This is a genomic window from Eikenella sp. NML070372 (genome assembly GCF_001648415.1).
GTDB classification, from domain to species: Bacteria; Pseudomonadota; Gammaproteobacteria; order Burkholderiales; family Neisseriaceae; genus Eikenella; species Eikenella exigua.
Window position 1 is genome coordinate 244236 of sequence record NZ_LXSN01000003.1, and the last position, 18567, is coordinate 262802.

Sequence of the window (18567 nt, forward strand, 5' to 3'; positions counted from 1 at the left end):
CGTTTATGAACACAACCCTTCCTTCCCGCCGGCGCACGCATCAGGTAGAAATCGAACACATCACCGTCGGTTCCGGCTCGCCGGTGGTGGTGCAGTCGATGACCAACACCGACACCGCCGACGCCGAAGCCACCGCCTTACAAGTGAAAGAGCTCAGCGAAGCCGGCTCGGAAATGGTGCGTATTACGGTAAACAACCCGCAGGCCGCCGCCAAAGTGGCTGAAATCCGCAGCCGGCTCGACGACATGGGCTGCCCCACCCCGCTCATCGGAGATTTCCACTTCAACGGCGAACGCCTCTTGGCCGAGTTTCCCGAATGCGGCAAGGCCTTGGCCAAATACCGCATCAATCCCGGCAACGTGGGTAAAGGCACGAAAGGCGATGAGAAATTCGCCTTTTTAATCCGCACCGCAGCCGAAAACGGCAAAGCCGTGCGCATTGGCGTGAATTGGGGCAGCCTCGACCAAAGCCTGGCCAAACGTCTGATGGATGCCAACCGCAACCGCCCCGAGCCGCTGCCGCCCGAAGCCGTGATGAAAGAAGTACTGGTGCTTTCTGCGCTGGAATCCGCGCAAAAAGCCGTGGATTTGGGGCTACCTGAAAACAAAATCATCCTGTCGTGCAAAGTCAGTGCCGTGCAGGATCTGATTCAGGTGTATCGCGATTTGGGCAGCCGCTGCGCCTATCCGCTGCATCTGGGGCTTACCGAAGCCGGCATGGGCAGCAAAGGCATCGTGGCTTCTACTGCCGCGCTGTCTGTATTGCTGCAAGAAGGCATCGGCGACACCATCCGCATCTCGCTCACCCCCGAGCCAGGCAGTTCGCGCACGCAGGAAGTGATTGTGGCGCAAGAAATCCTACAAACCATGGGATTGCGCTCTTTCACACCGATGGTAACCGCCTGCCCGGGCTGCGGCCGCACCACCAGCACCGTATTCCAAGAGCTGGCGCGCGATATCCAGCTGCACCTGCGGATGCAGATGCCGGTGTGGAAACACAAATATCCCGGCGTGGAAAGCCTGAACGTGGCCGTGATGGGTTGCGTGGTCAACGGCCCTGGCGAAAGCAAACTGGCCGATATCGGCATCAGCCTACCCGGCACCGGCGAAACCCCGGTTGCCCCCGTGTATGTGGATGGAGAGCGCAAAGTAACGCTTAAGGGCGACAAGATGGCTGCTGAGTTTTTGCAGATTGTGGAAACCTACGTGGCTGAAAACTACGGCGAAGGCGGCAAAAAACGCCTCAGCCAAGCCGCCAAAATCATCCCTATCCGCCAAGCTTAGCCGGATTGGCGTACGAAAACGAAACTTTTGCCTTGATTGGCAAAGGTTTTTTATTTTCAAGCAGCCTCAGCTGCATCGTTGCAAGCTGCCTGAAACGTCGTAGCGAAAATTCAGCTAATCCGCCATATGTATAGTGGATAAAAATGAGAATGGGACAAGGCGAGCCACGCAGTAGCGTTCTTATTTTAATTCACTATAAAATATGCTTCGGCTATCACTTGCCCATGTAGAGCTTGCTCCGCAGATTGGCTATAATGCCCACCAACCGCAGCTATAGCGGGCACACAAAGGGAAACATCATGGCCGCCGACCTTCGTCAGCTTCTGCTCAAACTCTATCTGCTCAACAACCCCAAACTCGAACACAAGGTTTACATCTACTCCTATCGCGGCGTAACCGATGTGGCCACCAACCCCTTCCAATATGTTAGTGGTGATGTGGCCGAAAACGTGAAGAAAAGCCTGATCCTGCAAAATCTGGCCAGCGGCGAAATGCTGCAGGCCTTCATCGTGCCCACGCCTGATAGCAAAGGCAAAACCCACAGCGCCTACGAAATTGAAAACACCGTGCTCTACGGCAACAAAGCCGGAGTTATCATCGAAATCGGGCTCGATAAAGACAAAATCGAAAAAACCGATAAATACCGCCAGTTCAGCCATTTGGCAGTGAGCATGTTGCGGCAGTTTATCGACTAACCCACAATTCAAATCCTAATCAGGCTACCTGAAAACCGAAAAGGCAGCCTGAGAAGGGCAATCCCATAAACCATAGAAATCAAGGAAAATACCATGCAAACATGGAAAACCGCCCTCTGCCTCGCCGCCCTGCTCACCGCAGCTGCCTGCGCCAAACCGCCCGCCCAAGCTGCAGGCGAAGCGCAGCTGCAATCAGTAACTAACGTGGAAAGCTACTGCAAACTCACGGCAGCCGTCTCCCATGATGCCGCCCTGGCACGGCTGGAAGGCGAAAAGCCTGCCGACACGGAAGCCCGCCTGCGCCAGAAGTATGCGCCCGCCGCACAAAGTGACGAATCCCGCAGGCTGGTGCACGGTACCATCAGTATGGTTGTCAGCAAAGCCCAACGCGCCCGTGGTGTACCTGCCGATTCAAGAACTTCGCTCGATGCCGATACCAAAAACCGCATCGCCGAACGCATCGGCGCAGAAGAATACCGCTCCTGCATGAATGTGCTTGCCGCCAAACAATAAACGGCCAACCCAAAGGCGGCCTGAAATCCCTTGCCCCGCCGTGCTATAATGCACGGTTTTTTCTATTTCCGATCCGATTACAAGGCAGCAGACAACCCCATGAAAAACATCCGCAACATCGCCATCATCGCTCACGTCGATCATGGCAAAACCACACTCGTAGACCAACTTCTGCGCCAATCCGGCACCTTCCGCGCCAACCAACACGTGGATGAACGCGTGATGGACAGCAACGACCTCGAAAAAGAACGCGGCATCACCATCCTGGCCAAAAACACCGCCATCGAATACGAAGGCTACCACATCAACATCGTCGACACCCCAGGACACGCCGACTTCGGCGGCGAAGTCGAACGCGTGCTCGGTATGGTGGATTGCGTACTGCTGTTGGTGGACGCGCAAGAAGGCCCGATGCCGCAAACCCGCTTCGTCACCAAAAAAGCCCTTGCGCTGGGTTTGAAACCCATTGTGGTGATCAACAAAATCGACAAGCCCACCGCCCGCGCCAGCTGGGTGATCGACCAAACCTTTGATTTGTTCGACAACCTCGGCGCCAGCGAAGAGCAGCTAGATTTCCCCATCGTCTATGCCTCCGGCCTTTCCGGCTTTGCCAAGCTGAACGAAGAAGACGAGAGCAGCGACATGCGCCCGCTGTTCGACACCATCCTCAAATACACTCCCCCGCCTTCAGGTAGCGCCGCTGCGCCGCTGCAGCTGCAAATCTCCCAGCTCGACTACGATAATTACACCGGTCGCCTCGGCATCGGCCGCATCCTCAACGGCAAAATCCGCCCCGGCCAAACCGTGGCCGTGATGAACCACGAAAAACAAATCGCCCAAGGCCGCATCAACCAGCTGCTCGGTTTCAGCGGGCTGGAACGCGTGCCGCTGCAGGAAGCCGAAGCAGGCGACATCGTGCTGATTTCCGGCATCGACGAAATCGGCATCGGCGTAACCATTTGCGACAAAGACAACCCCATCGGCGTGCCAATGCTGAGCGTGGACGAGCCTACCCTCACCATGGACTTCATGGTAAACACCAGCCCGCTGGCCGGCACTGAGGGCAAATTCGTTACCAGCCGCCAAATCCGCGACCGCCTGCAACGCGAACTGCTCACCAACGTGGCCCTGCGCGTGGAAGACACTGCCGATGCCGACGTATTCCGCGTGTCCGGCCGTGGCGAACTGCACCTCACCATCCTGCTGGAAAACATGCGTCGCGAAGGCTACGAGCTGGCTGTGGGCAAACCGCGCGTCGTGTACCGCGACATCAACGGCCAAAAATGCGAGCCGTATGAAAATCTGACTGTGGACGTGCCCGACGAAAACCAAGGCGCGGTGATGGAAGAACTCGGCCGCCGCCGCGGCGAGCTCACCAACATGGAAAGCGACGGCCATGGCCGCACCCGCCTCGAATACCACATTCCCGCACGCGGCCTCATCGGCTTCCAAGGCGAATTCATGACCCTCACGCGCGGCGTCGGCCTGATGAGCCATGTGTTCGACGACTACGCCCCCGTGAAGCCCGATATACCCGGCCGCCACAACGGCGTGCTGGTTTCCCAAGAGCAAGGCGAAGCCGTGGCTTATGCCCTGTGGAACTTGGAAGAACGCGGCCGCATGTTCGTGTCGCCCAACGATAAAATCTACGAAGGCATGATTATCGGCATCCATAGCCGCGACAACGATTTGGTGGTGAATCCGCTCAAAGGCAAAAAGCTCACCAACGTGCGCGCCAGCGGCACCGACGAAGCCGTGCGCCTCACCACGCCGATTAAGCTCACGCTGGAAAGCGCAGTGGAATTTATCGACGACGATGAACTGGTGGAAATCACCCCCAAATCCATCCGCCTGCGCAAACGCTACCTGAGCGAACTGGAACGTCGCCGCCACTTTAAAAAATTGGACTAAGGCTACCTGAAAAGCCTCAGGCCGCTTAAAATCCGGTAACAGGCTACCTGAAAACGAAGCTGAACATCTCCGCCATCTTTCAGGTAGCCTTTATTCCAATCCAACCTTTCAGCCATATCCACCAACATGAGCCTCCCCGCCTCCAACAGCAGCCTTTCCTACCGAGCCGATATCGACGGTCTACGCGCTGTGGCAGTGATTGCCGTTATCCTGTTTCATATTCATGCCAAGCTGCTCCCCGGCGGCTTTCTCGGCGTGGATATATTCTTCGTTATCTCCGGCTATTTGATTACCTCCATCATCCACAAGGAGCTAACCGGGCAACGCTTTTCGCTGCTCAATTTCTACCAGCGCCGTGCCAAACGCATTTTGCCCGCCTTCTTGTTTGTGCTCGCCGCCTGCACGGCCGTGGGCGCATGGCTGCTGATGCCGGACGATTTTTTTAACTATCTGCGTTCGCTGCGCTCCTCGCTGTTTTTCGGTGCCAACCTGTTTTTTGCCAAAAGCGGAGGCTATTTTGATATTGCTTCCGCCGAAAAACCGCTGCTGCACATCTGGTCGCTTTCCTTGGAAGAGCAGTTCTATTTTGTTTTCCCTCTCTTGATGTGGCTGGTGCACAAATATCTGCCCAAATACACCGTGCACGCTGTTATCGCCATGATTGCCGCCAGCCTGCTCTCCGGCTTGGTGCCTTATGAGGCAGATGCCTACTACCTGCCGCAAGTGCGCGCATACGAATTACTAATCGGTTCGCTGGCTGCCGTGGTACCGGCTCGCTGTAAAACCCCGGGCAGAAGCCTAAACCCAACTGCGTGGTTGGCCGCTATTGTTATGCTGGTTTGTTTGTGTTTGCCCGACGGCTTCCTGCCTGGCAAAGGCTATATTGAGCGCTTGGCCGTATGCAGCGCTGCTGCCTGGCTGATTGCCGCCGGCAACGGCAGTCGTTTCAACCAGCTGCTCGCTTGGAAGCCGATGGTGGCCGTCGGCCTGATTTCCTATCCGCTGTATCTGTGGCACTGGCCGGTGCTGGCGCTGCTGCGTTATGCGTATATGGACAGCGTATTGCCGCTGAATGTGGTATTGGTGTCAATGGCCGGCGTGGTATTGGCTTCGTGGGTATCGTACCGCTTGATTGAGAATCCGATTCGGCACAGCAAAAAACTGTCTGGCAAGGCGTTTGCCAGCGTGATGGCGGTTTATTTCGCGCTGGGGATTGGGGTGAATATGGGGCGTTCGGCTTACGATAAACATCTACGTCGCACTCCTGAACATCAAAATTTAGGTTGGCACATAGGTATCTGTAATGACGGAGAAAATAATGATTGCGTTAAAGGCGACCGCAACAAACCAGTAACCGTCCTGGCTGTTGGCGATTCACATACCGCGCACTACAACACTTTCTATGAAGTAGTAGGCAGGCATGAAGGTTGGGCAGCATATGTCGTATCTGCTGGTAGCTGTGCTTTCCTATACAACACCACTACAGTACATAAAAACTTAGAACGGCCAGAATGGCGCGAGCGGTGTTTGGCCATGCGCCATCGAGTGGAACAGGATTTAGATAAATATCAAGTAGTAATTTTGTCTAATCGCTGGCAACAACGGTTAGAGCAGCCTGATTTCCCGAAAAATTTCGAGAAAACCCTACAATTTCTGCTTAACCGGCAGAAAACTGTTTATGTATTGAAAGACAATCCTAATGCCGGAGCAGGCATTCTCCGTAAAAGGTATTTGCAATCTATCGGCCTGTTCCAGCAGCTAACCGAACGGCAGCAATTTATCCGTCAAGACTCGGAAGCAGCTAACCAAACCATTTACGAGATTGTCCGCAAATATCCCCAAGTACACTGGATAGATTTTACTGATTTGGTCCCTTCAGACTTTACCGTTGATGGCCTGCCCATCTATGTTGATAGTGAGCATTTCAACCCATACGGCTCGGAACAAATGGGCAAACGCTTTATCGCTTCCGGCCGCCGCTTATTGCAGCCGCTGCCTGATAAACCAGCTGATCGACAACCGGTAAACCATCAATAGCGCGATTCTGCTCTACAAAAAGGCTACCTGAAAGCTGCCCATCGGTTTCAGGTAGCCTTTTCATATCAGCAGAAGAGTGTCGCAGAATCGGCTATAATGCCGCCGTTTCCAATGCTTGATTTCAGGGAAGGCATCATGAGCGATTTTCGGCAGGATTTCCTGCGCTTTGCGCTGGAGCAGGATGTATTGCGCTTTGGCGAGTTTGTTACTAAGGCCGGGAGGCTGTCGCCCTATTTTTTCAACGCCGGGCTGTTTAACGATGGCGCCTCCACCCTTGCGCTGGCGCGGTTTTATGCGCGTTCGATTCTCGAGAGCGGGGTGGAGTTCGATATGCTGTTCGGCCCGGCTTATAAAGGCATCGTGCTGGCTTCGGCCACGGCGATGATGCTGGCCGAAGCGGGGCGCAATGTGCCTTTTGCCTACAACCGCAAGGAAGCCAAAGACCACGGCGAAGGTGGCACGCTGGTGGGTGCGCCGCTAGCCGGGCGGGTGTTGATTATCGATGATGTGATTTCCGCCGGCACTTCGGTGCGCGAATCGGTGCGCCTGATTGAACAGGCGGGTGCCACGCCGGCCGGGGTGGCAATTGCGCTCGACCGCATGGAAAAAGGCACGGGCAGCCAATCGGCAGTACAAGAAGTGCGCCGGCAATACGGGCTGCCGGTGGTGCCGATTGCCAGCTTGGCCGATTTGCTCGCGCTCTTGCAAGGCGATGCGCAGTTCCGGCAATACCTCGCGCCGGTGCAGGCCTACCGCGACCGCTACGGGGTGGCGGATTAAGAATAAAGGCTATCTGAAACCGGGAATGCAGGTTTCAGGTAGCCTTTTTTTGCAGCTATCTGAACGGATTTGGGGCTACCTGAAAGCGATGTCTTGGCGCAGCCAAGGCTGAGCTTCTGCGAAGCTAAAGCGCCAGCTTCAACGAGGTTAAAATGGGTCTTGGCGAAGCCAAGGTGGCGTTTCTGCGAAGCTAAAATTTTCAGGTAGCCTTCAACGTTCCAGCAGCCCGCAGCCGCATTCTTCGGTACAATACCGCATCTTCATTTTCCAGCCGCTCCCACCATGAACACTTCCCCCCTTATCGCCCTGTGTGCCGGCGAGGCTTCGGGCGACTTACTCGGCGCACACCTGATTGAGGCCGTCCGCGTGCGCTGCCCGCAGGCTCGGTTTACCGGCATCGGCGGCCCGCGTATGCAGGCGGCGGGGCTAAAAAGCTTGTTCGACCAAGAAACGCTGGCGGTGCGCGGCTATGTGGAGGTGCTGAAAAATCTGCCGGCGATTTGGCGCATCCGCAAAGGCTTGATTGCCGAAATGAAACGGCAGCGGCCAGATGTGTTCGTGGGCATCGACGCACCAGATTTCAACTTGGGCGTGGCTGCCGCGCTCAAGGCCACGGGCATCCCCACGCTACACTATGTGAGCCCTTCGGTGTGGGCCTGGCGGCGCGAGCGGGTGTATAAAATCGTGCAGCAGGCAGATGAAGTGCTGTGCCTGTTTCCGATGGAGCCGGAGCTATACCGGCAAGCTGGTGGGCGGGCGCGATTTGTGGGGCACCCGTTGGCGCAAACCCTGCCCCTGGAAGCCGATCGCGCCGCCGCACGCCGCGAGCTGGGGCTACCTGAAACACAGCCTGTGTTTGCCCTGCTGCCCGGCAGCCGCGTGAGCGAAATCGAGTATATGGCGCTGCTGTTTCTGCAAGCCGCTCAACTAGTTCGGCAGCAAATTCCCGAAGCGCAGTTCCTGCTGCCCTACTCCACCGAAGCCACCCGCACGCGCCTGCAAAGTCTGCTCGCCGCCGAGCCGTATTGCCGCCTGCCCTTACAACTGCTCCCGGGCGGCACGGCGCAAGCCTGCACGGCAGCGGATGCGGTGCTGGTAACCAGCGGCACGGCCACGCTGGAAGTGGCGCTGTGTAAGCGGCCGATGGTGATCAGCTACAAAATCTCACCGCTCACCTATGCGCTGGTGAAGCACAAAATCAAAGTGCCCTATGTGGGGCTGCCCAACGTGCTGCTCGGCCGAGCCGCCGTGCCGGAGTTGTTGCAGCACGATGCCGAGCCGGAAAAGCTGGCCGCCGCGCTGCTGGATTGGTATCGCTCGCCGGAGAAAACCGCCGCGCTGCAACAGGATTTCACCGAACTGCACCGTTTATTGCGCAAAGACACCGCCGCCGAAGCCGCTGCGGCTGTATTGGCCGCCGCAGGGGCAAACCCATGATTTGGCAGGCCGGCGTGGACGAGGCCGGGCGCGGGCCATTGGTCGGCAGCGTGTTTGCCGCCGCCGTGGTGCTGCCGGACGAATACGATTTGCCGGGGCTCACCGACTCGAAAAAACTCAGCGAACGCCGCCGCGACGAATTGGCGGTGTTGATTAAACAGCAGGCACTGGCTTGGTGCGTGGCCGCCGCCTCGGTGGAGGAAATCGACCGGCTCAACATCCTGCATGCCACCATGCTGGCCATGCGCCGCGCCGTACACGGGCTAGGAAGGCTACCTGAAAAAACATGGATAGACGGCAACCGCGTGCCGCCCGATTTGGGCTGCGAGGCCGAAGCCGTAATAAAAGGCGACAGCAAAATCATCCAGATTTCCGCCGCCTCCGTGCTGGCCAAAATCGCGCGCGACGCGGAAATGTATGCCCTGGCCGAACGTTATCCGCAATACGGCTTCGAGCGGCACAAAGGCTACGGCACCGCCGAACACCTCGCCGCCCTGCAACGCCACGGCGCCCTGCCCGAACACCGCCGCAGTTTTGCTCCTGTGCGGGAAATCTTGGCGCAGGGGCGGCTGTTTGAGTGAATCAGGTTTGCGCCCTTAGAAACTCAGCTTTGCCATCGCCAAACCATCGTTTTAGCTTCGTTGAAACCCAGCTTTGCCCTCGCCCAATCATCGCTTTAGCTTCGCAGAAGCGCAGCCTTGGCTTTGCCAAGACATCGCTTTCAGGTAGCCTGCTGGACAGAACAGCCAAATTGCGCAAACAAAATTAATCAAGTAATGCGAACCGATAGCCTTCATGTAAGCGCAAAACTTGACAAGCTCCGCCAAGGCGCGTATAGTTCGCCTTCCCTGACGCGGGGTGGAGCAGCATGGTAGCTCGTCGGGCTCATAACCCGAAGGTCGTAGGTTCAAATCCTGCCCCCGCAACCAATTCCAAACCTCCCGGCAAATTGCCGGGAGGTTTTTGCATTCCGGCAATTTTATGCCTTCACCTGCCTAGAAAGTAAAACGATGTGGCAAAATTTCGTTGAGCTCTGGCAATCTGTTGGAAATTTACCAATTCTAACATTATAGACCCGTACTGTTTTGGCCGCTGAGTTTTATTTCTGCACGAAGTTTCGTGTAGAATAGTTATTCAACGTTAATAGCCAAACAGCTTCATTATTATGTATGCGGGGCAGCAAGCCGCAACGGATGCAGATGTTTAGCTGTATGGCGTAACGTTTCAGGTAGCCTCTTTCATCAAGGCTACCTGAAAACTTGCCTGTTAATCGACAAACATCTTATTTCTTTGACCGAATACATCATGATAACCCGCCATTTCTCCTGCCTCGCCTTGTTGCTGGCCGCCGCCTTCTCCACCCAAGCCTGGGCTTCCGGCTACCATTTCGGTACCCAGTCCGTGAGCAGCCAATCCACGGCCAACTCTTCCTCCGCCGAAGCCGCCGATCCTTCCACCCTGTTCCACAACCCGGCCGGCCTCACCAAACTTGAAGGCACGCAGGTCAGCATCAACGTAAACCTTGTTGCCCCCAGCGTGAAATACAGCGATGCCGAAGCCTACTACCCCGGCACCAACCAACCTGTGCAAGGCGCCACTTCCGGCAACATCCGCCCGAAGAGCATAGTGGTTGCGCCACATTTTTATTTGTCGCACCGCCTAAACGATAACGTTGCCCTCGGCTTGGGCATGTACGTTCCCTTCGGCTCCGGCACCGAATACCAACATGACGCCGTTTTGCGCTACAACCTGAACGAGTTGAGCGTGAAAACCATCGCCATCCAGCCCACCGTTGCCTATAAAATCAACGACCAGCATTCCGTTGCCCTCGGCCTGGTGGCTCAACACACCACCGCCAAGCTGCGCCAATATGCCAACTTCGGCGCTTTCCCTCCGCTGCGCCGTAACGGCTTTGCCGACGGCTACGCCAGCGTGGAAGGCAGCGATTGGGGCTTCGGCTACAACCTCGCCTGGCTGTGGGACGTGAACGATTCCCTGAGCTTGGGCGCAAACTACCGCTCCAAAGTCAGCCACAACCTGCGCGGCGATGCCGAATGGAAACTGGTGGGCGCAGCCTTCCAAACCCCGATGGGCGGCGCACTTTCCAACGCCCTCCGCGCCAATGGTTACGCCGAATCCGAAGCAGCCAACGTACGCATCGTTACCCCCGAATCCTTCTCCCTGCACGGCATGTACAAACTCACACCGCGCTGGTCGCTCTATAGCGACGCCACTTGGACGCGCCACTCCCGCTTCAACCGTGCCGAGCTGAATTTCGGCAACACCAAAACCGTGGCCAACCCCCAAACCGGCGGCCTTGCCCGCAGCAACCGAACCATCCTCCCCCCCCAATGGCGCAACACCTATAAGCTCTCCCTCGGCGCGTCTTACCAAATCACCGACCCCCTGCAACTGCGCTTCGGTATCGCCTACGACCAATCCCCCGTACACGGCGCCAACACCCGTATGAGCACCCTGCCCGATGCCGACCGCCTCTGGTTCTCTCTGGGCGGCAAATACGACATCAATCAGCAACACAGCGTAAATCTTGCCTACAGCTACGTGCACGTGAAAAACACCTCCGCCAACGTAAACGGCTGGTGCGGCGGCACAGCCTCCGGCCCCGGCTCGCAAGCCTGTGTGTCCAGCCGCACCCACGGCTCTGCCAAATTTAGAAGCCACTCCCATATCTTAGGCTTGCAGTACACCTATAAATTCTGATTAGATTAGTGGCAACGGAAAAGGCTACCTGAAAATACCAAAAAGCAGCCTGCACTTTGCTGGGTAGCAAGTGCAGGCTGCTGCTTTTGTGTTTTAGTTTGTACTGAAGCCAATACTTTCAGGTAGCCTCAAATGATGCTTGCCAATGATGCCGAGGCAGGCAAGAGGCTACCTGAAAAATGAGCTGGAACCTAAAACGGCGATATGGTGATACCGCCTAAGTTTTGTCGAGCATAAATACCAGTTTGCGGACTTTCAGGTAGCCTTTCAGACGAGCTTGGAGGCTACCTGAAAGCTCACCCGCTTATCCGCACTGCTGCACGCCCACGGTTGCGGCCAGGGCTTGGAGGCGGCGTTCGGATTTTCCCACGTAGGGGTTGCTGCCATCCCAGGCGTAACCGGCGAGGATGGAGCTGATCATGCGGCTGATTTCCGGGTTGCGGTTGGGGGCGTAGATGGCGTCTTGGAAGCTGCCGTCATACCAGCCGTTCACATAGGTGCGGAAGGCGTTTACGCCCGTCATCAGCGGCTCGGTGAACTCACGCTGCCAAACGGCTTCTTGGCCTTTGAGTTGGCGGGCGAGCAGGTCGGCGGCGAGTTTGGCCGAATGCATGGCGATGGTGACGCCGGAGGAGAAAACGGGATCGAGGAATTCGGCGGCGTTGCCCAAGAGGGCGAAGTGGCGGCCGTGCAGGGTTTTAACGTTGGCGGAATAGCCTTTGATGTGGCGGAAGGGGAAGTCGTTTTCCCATTGGGCATTACCCAACACGCGCGCGAGCATGGGGATTTCGGCAGCGTAGCGGCGCAGGATGGCTTCGGAATCGCCCAGGCCGGCGAAGCGTTCGGGCAGGCCGACCACGCCGATGGAGCAGCGGTTGTCGCCGAAGGGGATGAGCCAGAGCCATACGTCGCGGTGCACCGGGTGGGTGGAGATGAGGATTTTGCTGCGGTCGAAATCAGGGTCGGCGATGTTGTCGTCGATGTGGGTGAAGTGGGCTTCGCGCATGGGCAGGTCGGACGGGGTGTCGAGGTCGAGCAGGCGGGGGAGGACGCGCCCGTAGCCGCTGGCGTCGAGTACGAAGCGGGCGGTGAGTTCGTAGGCTTCGCCGTTGTCGGTTTCCACGCTGAGGCGGGCGGTGTCGCCGCTGTTGTCGAAGGCGGTAACGGTGTGGCCGAAGCGCACGTCTGCGCCTTGTTTGGCGGCTTCTCCGATCAGGATTTTATCGAAGATTTCGCGGCGCACTTGGTAGGTGGTGCCGGGGCCGGGGGTGAATTTGTCGGTGAAGTCGAAATAGGTGTAACGGTTGCCCCAGGTGAAGGCGGCGCCGTTTTTAAATTGGAAGCTGGGTTCGGCCTCTACGGCGGGCAGGAAGCCGGCTTCTTCGATGAATTCCATGCAGTGCGGCAACAGGCTCTCGCCGATCACGAAGCGGGGGAAATGCTGCTTTTCGAGCACGCACACGGAAAAGCCGTGTTTGAGCAGCAAAGCGGCGGCGACTGCACCGGAGGGGCCGGCGCCGATGATGGCGATATCGCAGGATTGGGACATGTTTGGTCTCCTTAGGGATGGGGGGTGTGAGTTTCAGGTAGCCTTTCAGACGGCCTCCCGCCCTGCGCCTTCCTTTTTCAGCAGCCGGGCCGAGAGCAATACGTTCAGTCCCACGCCGAGTGATACGGTGATGCCGAAGGCGGCGACGGCGGGGGTGGTGCTGATGGCGAGCAGCAGGAAGGAGATGGCAGTGGTGAGGGCGGCGAGGAGGATGCCGCCGAGTTTGGCGGTGGGGGTTTCGCGGGCGGTGAGGGCGTAGACGGCGTAGTCCGCGCCCACGGCGGCTACCAAGAGCAGGCCGAACATGGCGAACAGGCTGATGGGCAGGCCGAGCCAGCCGAGCAGGCCGACGGTGGCGGCGGCGGAAATCAGCGGCACGGCGAGGATGAGGCTGCCGCGCCGTGCGCCGAAGATGCGCCACAGCACGAGCCAGGCCAAGGCGAAGGAGGCGAGTTTGAGCCAGGCGGCGTGGTTGCGGGTGTGGCGGAAGAGTTCGTTCAGCCGGGTGCGTTTGTCCACCAGCCGGGCGCAGGTGCCGCCTTGGTTGCATGGCAGGGCGGAGAGCGCGGTTTGCACGGCGGCGGCTTCGTTCAGGCCTTGCACGCGCACGAGGGCGGCTTCTTGGCCTTGGATATTGCCCAGATAGAGGGTGCGCCAGGCTTCGGCGGTCTGCCCGCTTAAGGCTTGATCAAGGGGGACGACGGGCTGCGCGGCGGCTTGCTGCAGGGCGGTTTGGATGGTGTCGGGCTTCAGGCCGAGCTGGAGCATGGGGTTGGCGGCGGAGGCGGGCTGTTCGGCCAGGCGGCGCAGTTGGGCGAGCAGGGCTTGCTGCTCTTCGGCGGGCAGCAGCCATTGGTTAAGCGACTGCACGCCGCCGAGCTCGCCTTTGCCGACCAAGGGTTGCAGGGCGGCTTCCACTTGCGCGCTGCGGCGCAAGAGTTCGTCTGCGTTGTTGGCCTGCACGAGAATGCTGCGGCCGCCAGTGTCGTTGCCGCTGATGTCGGCCACTTGGCGCATTTCGGCGATGAGCCGGGGCGACAGAGCCGCCCAGTCGCGGATGTCGTCGCGCCAATCGGTTTTCAGGTAGCCTGCGGCGGCCAGCGGCAGGATGGGCAGGAGCAGCCAGTGCAGGCGGGCGGCGGCGAGCTTGTGCATGGCGGCGGCAAACCAGGCGGCGCGGGGGCGGTAGCCATGAAACAGTGGCGGCAGCAGGAGCACGGTGGCGGCAAACGCGCCACCGAGCGCGGCCACGGAAAACACGGCGGTTTGGCGCAGCACGGGCAGCGGAGTGAAGGCGAGCAGCAGGTAGCCGGTGGCGGTGATGCCCAGCCCGGCGAGGAAGGCGGGCAGGACGCGGCGCATGGCTTCTTTGGCCGCCCAGTCGGGGGAAAACACCGAAGGCGTGAGCCAGTGCAGCGGGAAATCCACCAGCATCCCCACCAGGCTGGTGCCGATCACGACGGTGAGGATGTGAATCTGCCCGAACGCGCCCACCACGGCCGCCGCGCCGAGCAGCATGCCCGCGCCCAGCGGCAGCACCAGCGCAAACACGCGCGGGCTGCGGAACACGGCCAACAGCAGGGCGAAGGTGAGCGTGAGGCCGATGGCGGACATCAGGCCGCTTTCGCGTTCGGATTGGGTTTTGGCTTCGGCGGCAAACAATGCGCCGCCGGCGGCCAGCAGGCGGTAGCCGCCGCGCTCGGCTTGGGCGCGGGAATCGGCCAGAAGCGGCAGCAGGCGTTCGGCCTGATCGGCGGCGGCTTTTTCAGGTAGCCTGGCGCGCAGCCACACCCAAGTGATGCCGTCTTGTTCGCTATACATCATGCCGTTGCCGCTGTGCCATTGCAGGCGGCCGGAGGGCTGTTTTTGCTGCACGAAGCGGGCGAAGCCGAGCCAGTCGTCTTCCAGCGGCACGATTTGCGCGGCAAACGGGTTGGCCGCGTCTTCGGCGCGTTGTTGGAAATAGGTGGCGGGGTCGTGCAAGAGCAGCTGCTGCTGTTCGCGCGGCAGGGCGTTCACGCCGAGGCGGCGGATTTCCTGCCGCAGCTGCGCCAAATCGGGGTTTAGGCGGCTGTCCACCGTGGCGAACAGGCCGCTTTTCTGCCAGCGGCCGGCCACCTGTTCGGCGGCGGCGAAGGCGCGGTCGGCATCTTCGCTGCCCACCAAGAGCAGGATTTGGCCGTTGAGCTGTTTTTCGCCCGCTTCGTCTGCCGCGCGCCACACTGCGTCCACCTGCGCGTCGGAGGGCAACAGCGCGGTGAGGTCGGTTTGCAGGCGGCCTCCTTGCGCTATCCCCCAGCCCAGCCACGCGGCGGCGAAGGCCAGCAGCACGGCATACAGCCACGCGAGCCTAGTCATGCAGCGCCACCCTGCCCGAAGCGCAAGGCGTGTCGCCCTGTTTGATGGCGAAATGGATTTTGTTTTTCGCCGCGTCGTGCCGCAGCGTGAGCTGCACGGTGTCGTTCGGGCGCACAAAGTGTTGGTATTTCAGGTTTTCGATGTGTTGCACCGGTTTGCCGCCCCAGTCGAAGCGTGCCGCCAAATCCATCGCCCACTGCACTTCGATTACGCCGGGTATCAGCGGGAAATCGGCGAAATGGCCGCCGAAATATGTCAAATCCAGCGGCACCGTGCCTTCAAACGCATATTCGCGCGTTTCTTCGTTTGCGTGCAGCAAAGCCCACTGCGGCGCGGTTTGCGGCACGGTAAAGGCCGTCTGAAAATCCTGCTCGCGGATTTTCGCCTGCGGGTTGCGCGGCAAGGCGGCAGCAAAACGCCAATAGCGCGGCAGCGCGGCGGTGTCTTGCGTTTTGGCCAGATGCTGTTTCAGGGTTTGCACCACGGCGGCGCGCCCCTGCTCGCGCAGTGCGGCAATGCCCTCGGCGGAAAGTGCCGCCCAGGCGGCAATCCGGCCGTGCTGCGGATGGCGGGCGCAATGCGCGTCGGCCACCCAGGCGTGGGCGAGCAAATCGTGCTCCAGCTGCGCCAGCGACACGCGCTTGTCTTCCAGCTTGATGATGCGGTCTTGGCGGCCGAGCAGCGCCAATCGGCGACCGTCCAGCCGCACCGCATCGGCGGTTTGCCGCACCCCGCCGCTCCACGGCGAGGCTACCTGAAAAATGTTTTCTTCGTTCACCGAAGCCTCTACTTCGGGCAGCAGTTCCCAAGCGCCGCCCTGCCGCAGCGCGATCACGCCGGTTTCCGTGCTGCCGTACACATCGTGCGGGGCAAAGCCCAGCTTCTCTTGCAGCAGCGCGGCGGTGGCCTCCGGCAGCATCCCGCCCGCGCTGATGATGCCGCGCACATTCTGCCGCAGCCGCGCCCAATCTCGCCCCTCGCCCAAGCGGTTCAACAGCGCGGGGCTGGCAATCCACACGCATTCGCGGCGCGAGTCGGCCAGCAGCAATTCGGGATACACGCACTGCCGCCGCCCGATTATCCAGCCCGCCGCCAGCGACACGAACACGCGGAAGGTCAGCCCGTATAAATGCTGCGGGCTCACGCTGCCCGCCGCCGCCAGGCCGCGCCAGCTTACAGGCAGCCTTTCGGCCAGCGCAGCCGCTTCGGCCAGCATCTGCGCGCGCGTTTTGGTTTCCATCTTCGCCTTGCCCGAAGAGCCGGAAGTTTTCAGATACAGCACGTTTTCACGCGGCCATTCCAACGCTTCCGCCGGCGCGGCCGCCTGCTCCGCCGCCCCGTCGTACAACCAGAGGCCGTCTGAAACTTTCGGCACGTCGCTCAACCACACCGCCCCGCCCGCTTCCGCCCAACGGCGGTTTTCCTCCGCCAGATTCGGCGGCAGATACACCTCCGCCCCCGCCAGCCAAGCGGCCAGCAGCGCAGAAGCAAAGCGCGCCGCATCGTCAAACCACAGCGCGGCAGCCCGCACCTTGTGCGCGCGCAAACGCGCGGCCAGCGAGAGCGTGGCGGCGGAAAACTGCGAGGCTGTCCAGCCTTCGGCCAGCGGGGAATCGGGGGAGCGGTTTAAAAGCGGGAGTATGGACATGGTTTCGGGTTTGGGTTGGATAAGGGATTGGCGGTGTTTCAGGCAGCTTTAGGGGCTATCTGAAAAGTGTCGTATAGGCAGCCGCTGTTAGGCTTGGAACGGTGGGCCGAAGTCCCTGCGGGCCGAAAAATAAAACGAAGTGGCACATGGGCGGCGGAAGCTGCAAGTCACTTGTGCAGGCTACGCTTGGCAAAAGGCTACCTGAAATTTCAGGTAGCCTTTTTGGCTGTAACCGACTTAACGATGGCCGTAGATACTGTAATCGTAGCCCGTGCAGAAAGCCATGCCGTTTTTAGTACGCGGGTTCAAATAGCTGCATTGCCCTTGCCCATGTCGGGCTTCGCAGGTTTGTATGGATTTGGCCGCGGCTCTTGAGTCGTCGGTATCAATGCCGACAAACAAATCTTCTGTTGAGCGCGCGCCCCTGTCCGGGCGCGTAACCACGGCGCAAGCGTTTGAGAAGGTTGCAAATACCCGGCAATTGGATGTTTTGCATTGTTCCAAGCTTTCCTCAACTGCCCGGCGTTCAGAATAATAGCCGCCGGCCCACATGATTTCAAACGTACCGAAATCATAGGCAATCGCCATGTAAAACGGCGTGCGGCGCAGTTCCGCGATTTCGGCTTGCACTTCCGCCTCGCGCTGCTCCCAGGCGCGTATTTCGGCGGCGGTGGGGCCGGAGTTTTGCTGACGGCAACCATGCCCATGTTCGTCTCCACAATTTCTTATATTGTCTGATCGAATCGCATCCATCATTTGCTGTTGCTGTTGAAACTGTTGTTGCTGAATTTGCGCTGGTGTGGGTTGTGCCCAAGCCAAGCCCGCACTGCCCAATAGCACTGCCGCCAATACGCCCGCTGCCGTGTTCATCATTGATTGCTTCATCTTGCCGCTCCTGTTTGGAAAGGGGGAAAAGGGTATTGCCGATGATCGGATTGTAACAAAAAACAAGATATTGTAAACATCTATCCCGCTGCTTGAAGGCTACCTGAAAGCGCAGCTCCCGCGTAGTTAAAAGTGATTTCTGGCTTGGCTTATTCGCCCAAGGCTTGTTGGGCGGCGGGGCTGAGTGGCCGGTTGGTTTGCAGCTGGCTAAACTGCATCACGATGCGGTCGCCCTGTTTTTCGTCCAGCTCCACTTTCTGCACCAGCTGGCCGCCGCTGATGACGATTTGGTTGAACACTTGCCGCATTACAGCAGTTTTCGGGGTGAGGGCGAGCTGCCATTGCCGGGCGTTGCCGGAAAGGGCGAGGTTGAAGTGGCGTTGCAGTTCGGCCGTGTCGCCGCCGAGCACGGCCATGAAGAGTTTCACTTGCGCGGCCTGCGCGGTTTGGCTGCCGTTGGCACGCCACTGCCCTTGCGCGTTTTGGCGGCTGATGCCGTTGCGGCGCACGCGCAGTTTCATTTCAAACGGTTTTTGCAGGTGCCAAAACAGGCCGCGGCCGGGGCGCAGGGCGAAGCGGCCGCCGGTTTGCACGGGTTTGTCTATCGAGCGCAAAAAACGCTGCTGGGTAAACCCGCCCTGCACGCTCTGCGGGGCTTGCAGCTGTGCGGCAAGTTCGGCGGTGCTGAAAGCGGGCGCGGGGAGGGCGGCAAGGGAAAGGAGGAGGCTGAGGAGGAGTTTTTTCATGGTG

General features: G+C 59.2%; 14 protein-coding genes and 1 tRNA gene. 10 read left to right on the forward strand and 5 right to left on the reverse strand.

Annotation, left to right across the window (positions count from 1 at the left end):
- Positions 1–5: 5 nt before the first annotated feature.
- The 10 genes from ispG to A7P97_RS01455 all read left to right on the forward strand — a co-directional run bounded on the left by ispG (position 6) and on the right by A7P97_RS01455 (position 11377).
- Positions 6–1283 (forward strand): flavodoxin-dependent (E)-4-hydroxy-3-methylbut-2-enyl-diphosphate synthase, encoded by a 1278-nt coding sequence (gene ispG, locus A7P97_RS01410; RefSeq protein WP_067530018.1) that lies wholly within the window; start codon positions 6–8, stop codon positions 1281–1283.
- A gap of 299 nt (positions 1284–1582) precedes the next feature.
- Positions 1583–1978 (forward strand): hypothetical protein, encoded by a 396-nt coding sequence (locus A7P97_RS01415; RefSeq protein ID WP_067440095.1) that lies wholly within the window; start codon positions 1583–1585, stop codon positions 1976–1978.
- A gap of 93 nt (positions 1979–2071) precedes the next feature.
- On the forward strand, positions 2072–2491 hold the full coding sequence (locus tag A7P97_RS01420) for a hypothetical protein (protein ID WP_067530019.1): 420 nt from the start codon (positions 2072–2074) through the stop codon (positions 2489–2491).
- A 99-nt stretch (positions 2492–2590) separates the two neighbouring features.
- Positions 2591–4402: a translational GTPase TypA gene (gene typA, locus A7P97_RS01425; RefSeq protein ID WP_067530083.1), complete on the forward strand. Its 1812-nt coding sequence runs from the start codon at positions 2591–2593 to the stop codon at positions 4400–4402.
- Between the two features lie 126 nt (positions 4403–4528).
- Positions 4529–6439, forward strand: coding sequence for an acyltransferase family protein (locus A7P97_RS01430; protein WP_067530020.1), 1911 nt, complete (start codon positions 4529–4531; stop codon positions 6437–6439).
- Between the two features lie 135 nt (positions 6440–6574).
- Entirely contained in the window at positions 6575–7219 is a 645-nt protein-coding gene (gene pyrE, locus A7P97_RS01435; protein ID WP_067596293.1) for an orotate phosphoribosyltransferase, read from the forward strand.
- Positions 7220–7501: 282 nt separating this feature from the next.
- Entirely contained in the window at positions 7502–8656 is a 1155-nt protein-coding gene (gene lpxB / locus A7P97_RS01440; RefSeq protein WP_067596294.1) for a lipid-A-disaccharide synthase, read from the forward strand.
- Positions 8653–9237, forward strand: a complete 585-nt coding sequence (rnhB, locus tag A7P97_RS01445; protein WP_067530023.1) for a ribonuclease HII — start codon at positions 8653–8655, stop codon at positions 9235–9237. The genes lpxB and rnhB overlap by 4 nt, the downstream gene beginning before the upstream one ends.
- A 271-nt stretch (positions 9238–9508) precedes the next feature.
- Positions 9509–9585 (forward strand) — tRNA-Met (locus A7P97_RS01450).
- Positions 9586–9961: 376 nt separating this feature from the next.
- Complete coding sequence (locus A7P97_RS01455; RefSeq protein WP_067530084.1) at positions 9962–11377, forward strand: OmpP1/FadL family transporter; 1416 nt, start codon at positions 9962–9964, stop codon at positions 11375–11377.
- A gap of 304 nt (positions 11378–11681) precedes the next feature.
- On the opposite strand, the gene A7P97_RS01460 is transcribed toward A7P97_RS01455, so the two are convergent.
- From A7P97_RS01460 to A7P97_RS01480, 5 genes are all read right to left on the reverse strand, one after another.
- A complete protein-coding gene (locus A7P97_RS01460) occupies positions 11682–12926 on the reverse strand; it encodes an NAD(P)/FAD-dependent oxidoreductase (protein WP_067530024.1) in 1245 nt (414 codons plus the stop codon).
- Positions 12927–12971: 45 nt separating this feature from the next.
- On the reverse strand, positions 12972–15284 hold the full coding sequence (locus A7P97_RS01465) for an MMPL family transporter (RefSeq protein WP_067530025.1): 2313 nt from the start codon (positions 15282–15284) through the stop codon (positions 12972–12974).
- A complete protein-coding gene (locus A7P97_RS01470) occupies positions 15277–16932 on the reverse strand; it encodes an AMP-binding protein (protein WP_067530026.1) in 1656 nt (551 codons plus the stop codon). The genes A7P97_RS01465 and A7P97_RS01470 overlap by 8 nt, the downstream gene beginning before the upstream one ends.
- Before the next feature lie 237 nt (positions 16933–17169).
- Positions 17170–17817, reverse strand: a complete 648-nt coding sequence (locus A7P97_RS01475) for a DUF4189 domain-containing protein (RefSeq protein ID WP_082887556.1) — start codon at positions 17815–17817, stop codon at positions 17170–17172.
- A gap of 149 nt (positions 17818–17966) precedes the next feature.
- On the reverse strand, positions 17967–18563 hold the full coding sequence (locus A7P97_RS01480; protein ID WP_067596295.1) for an outer membrane lipoprotein carrier protein LolA: 597 nt from the start codon (positions 18561–18563) through the stop codon (positions 17967–17969).
- Positions 18564–18567 lie beyond the last annotated feature (4 nt).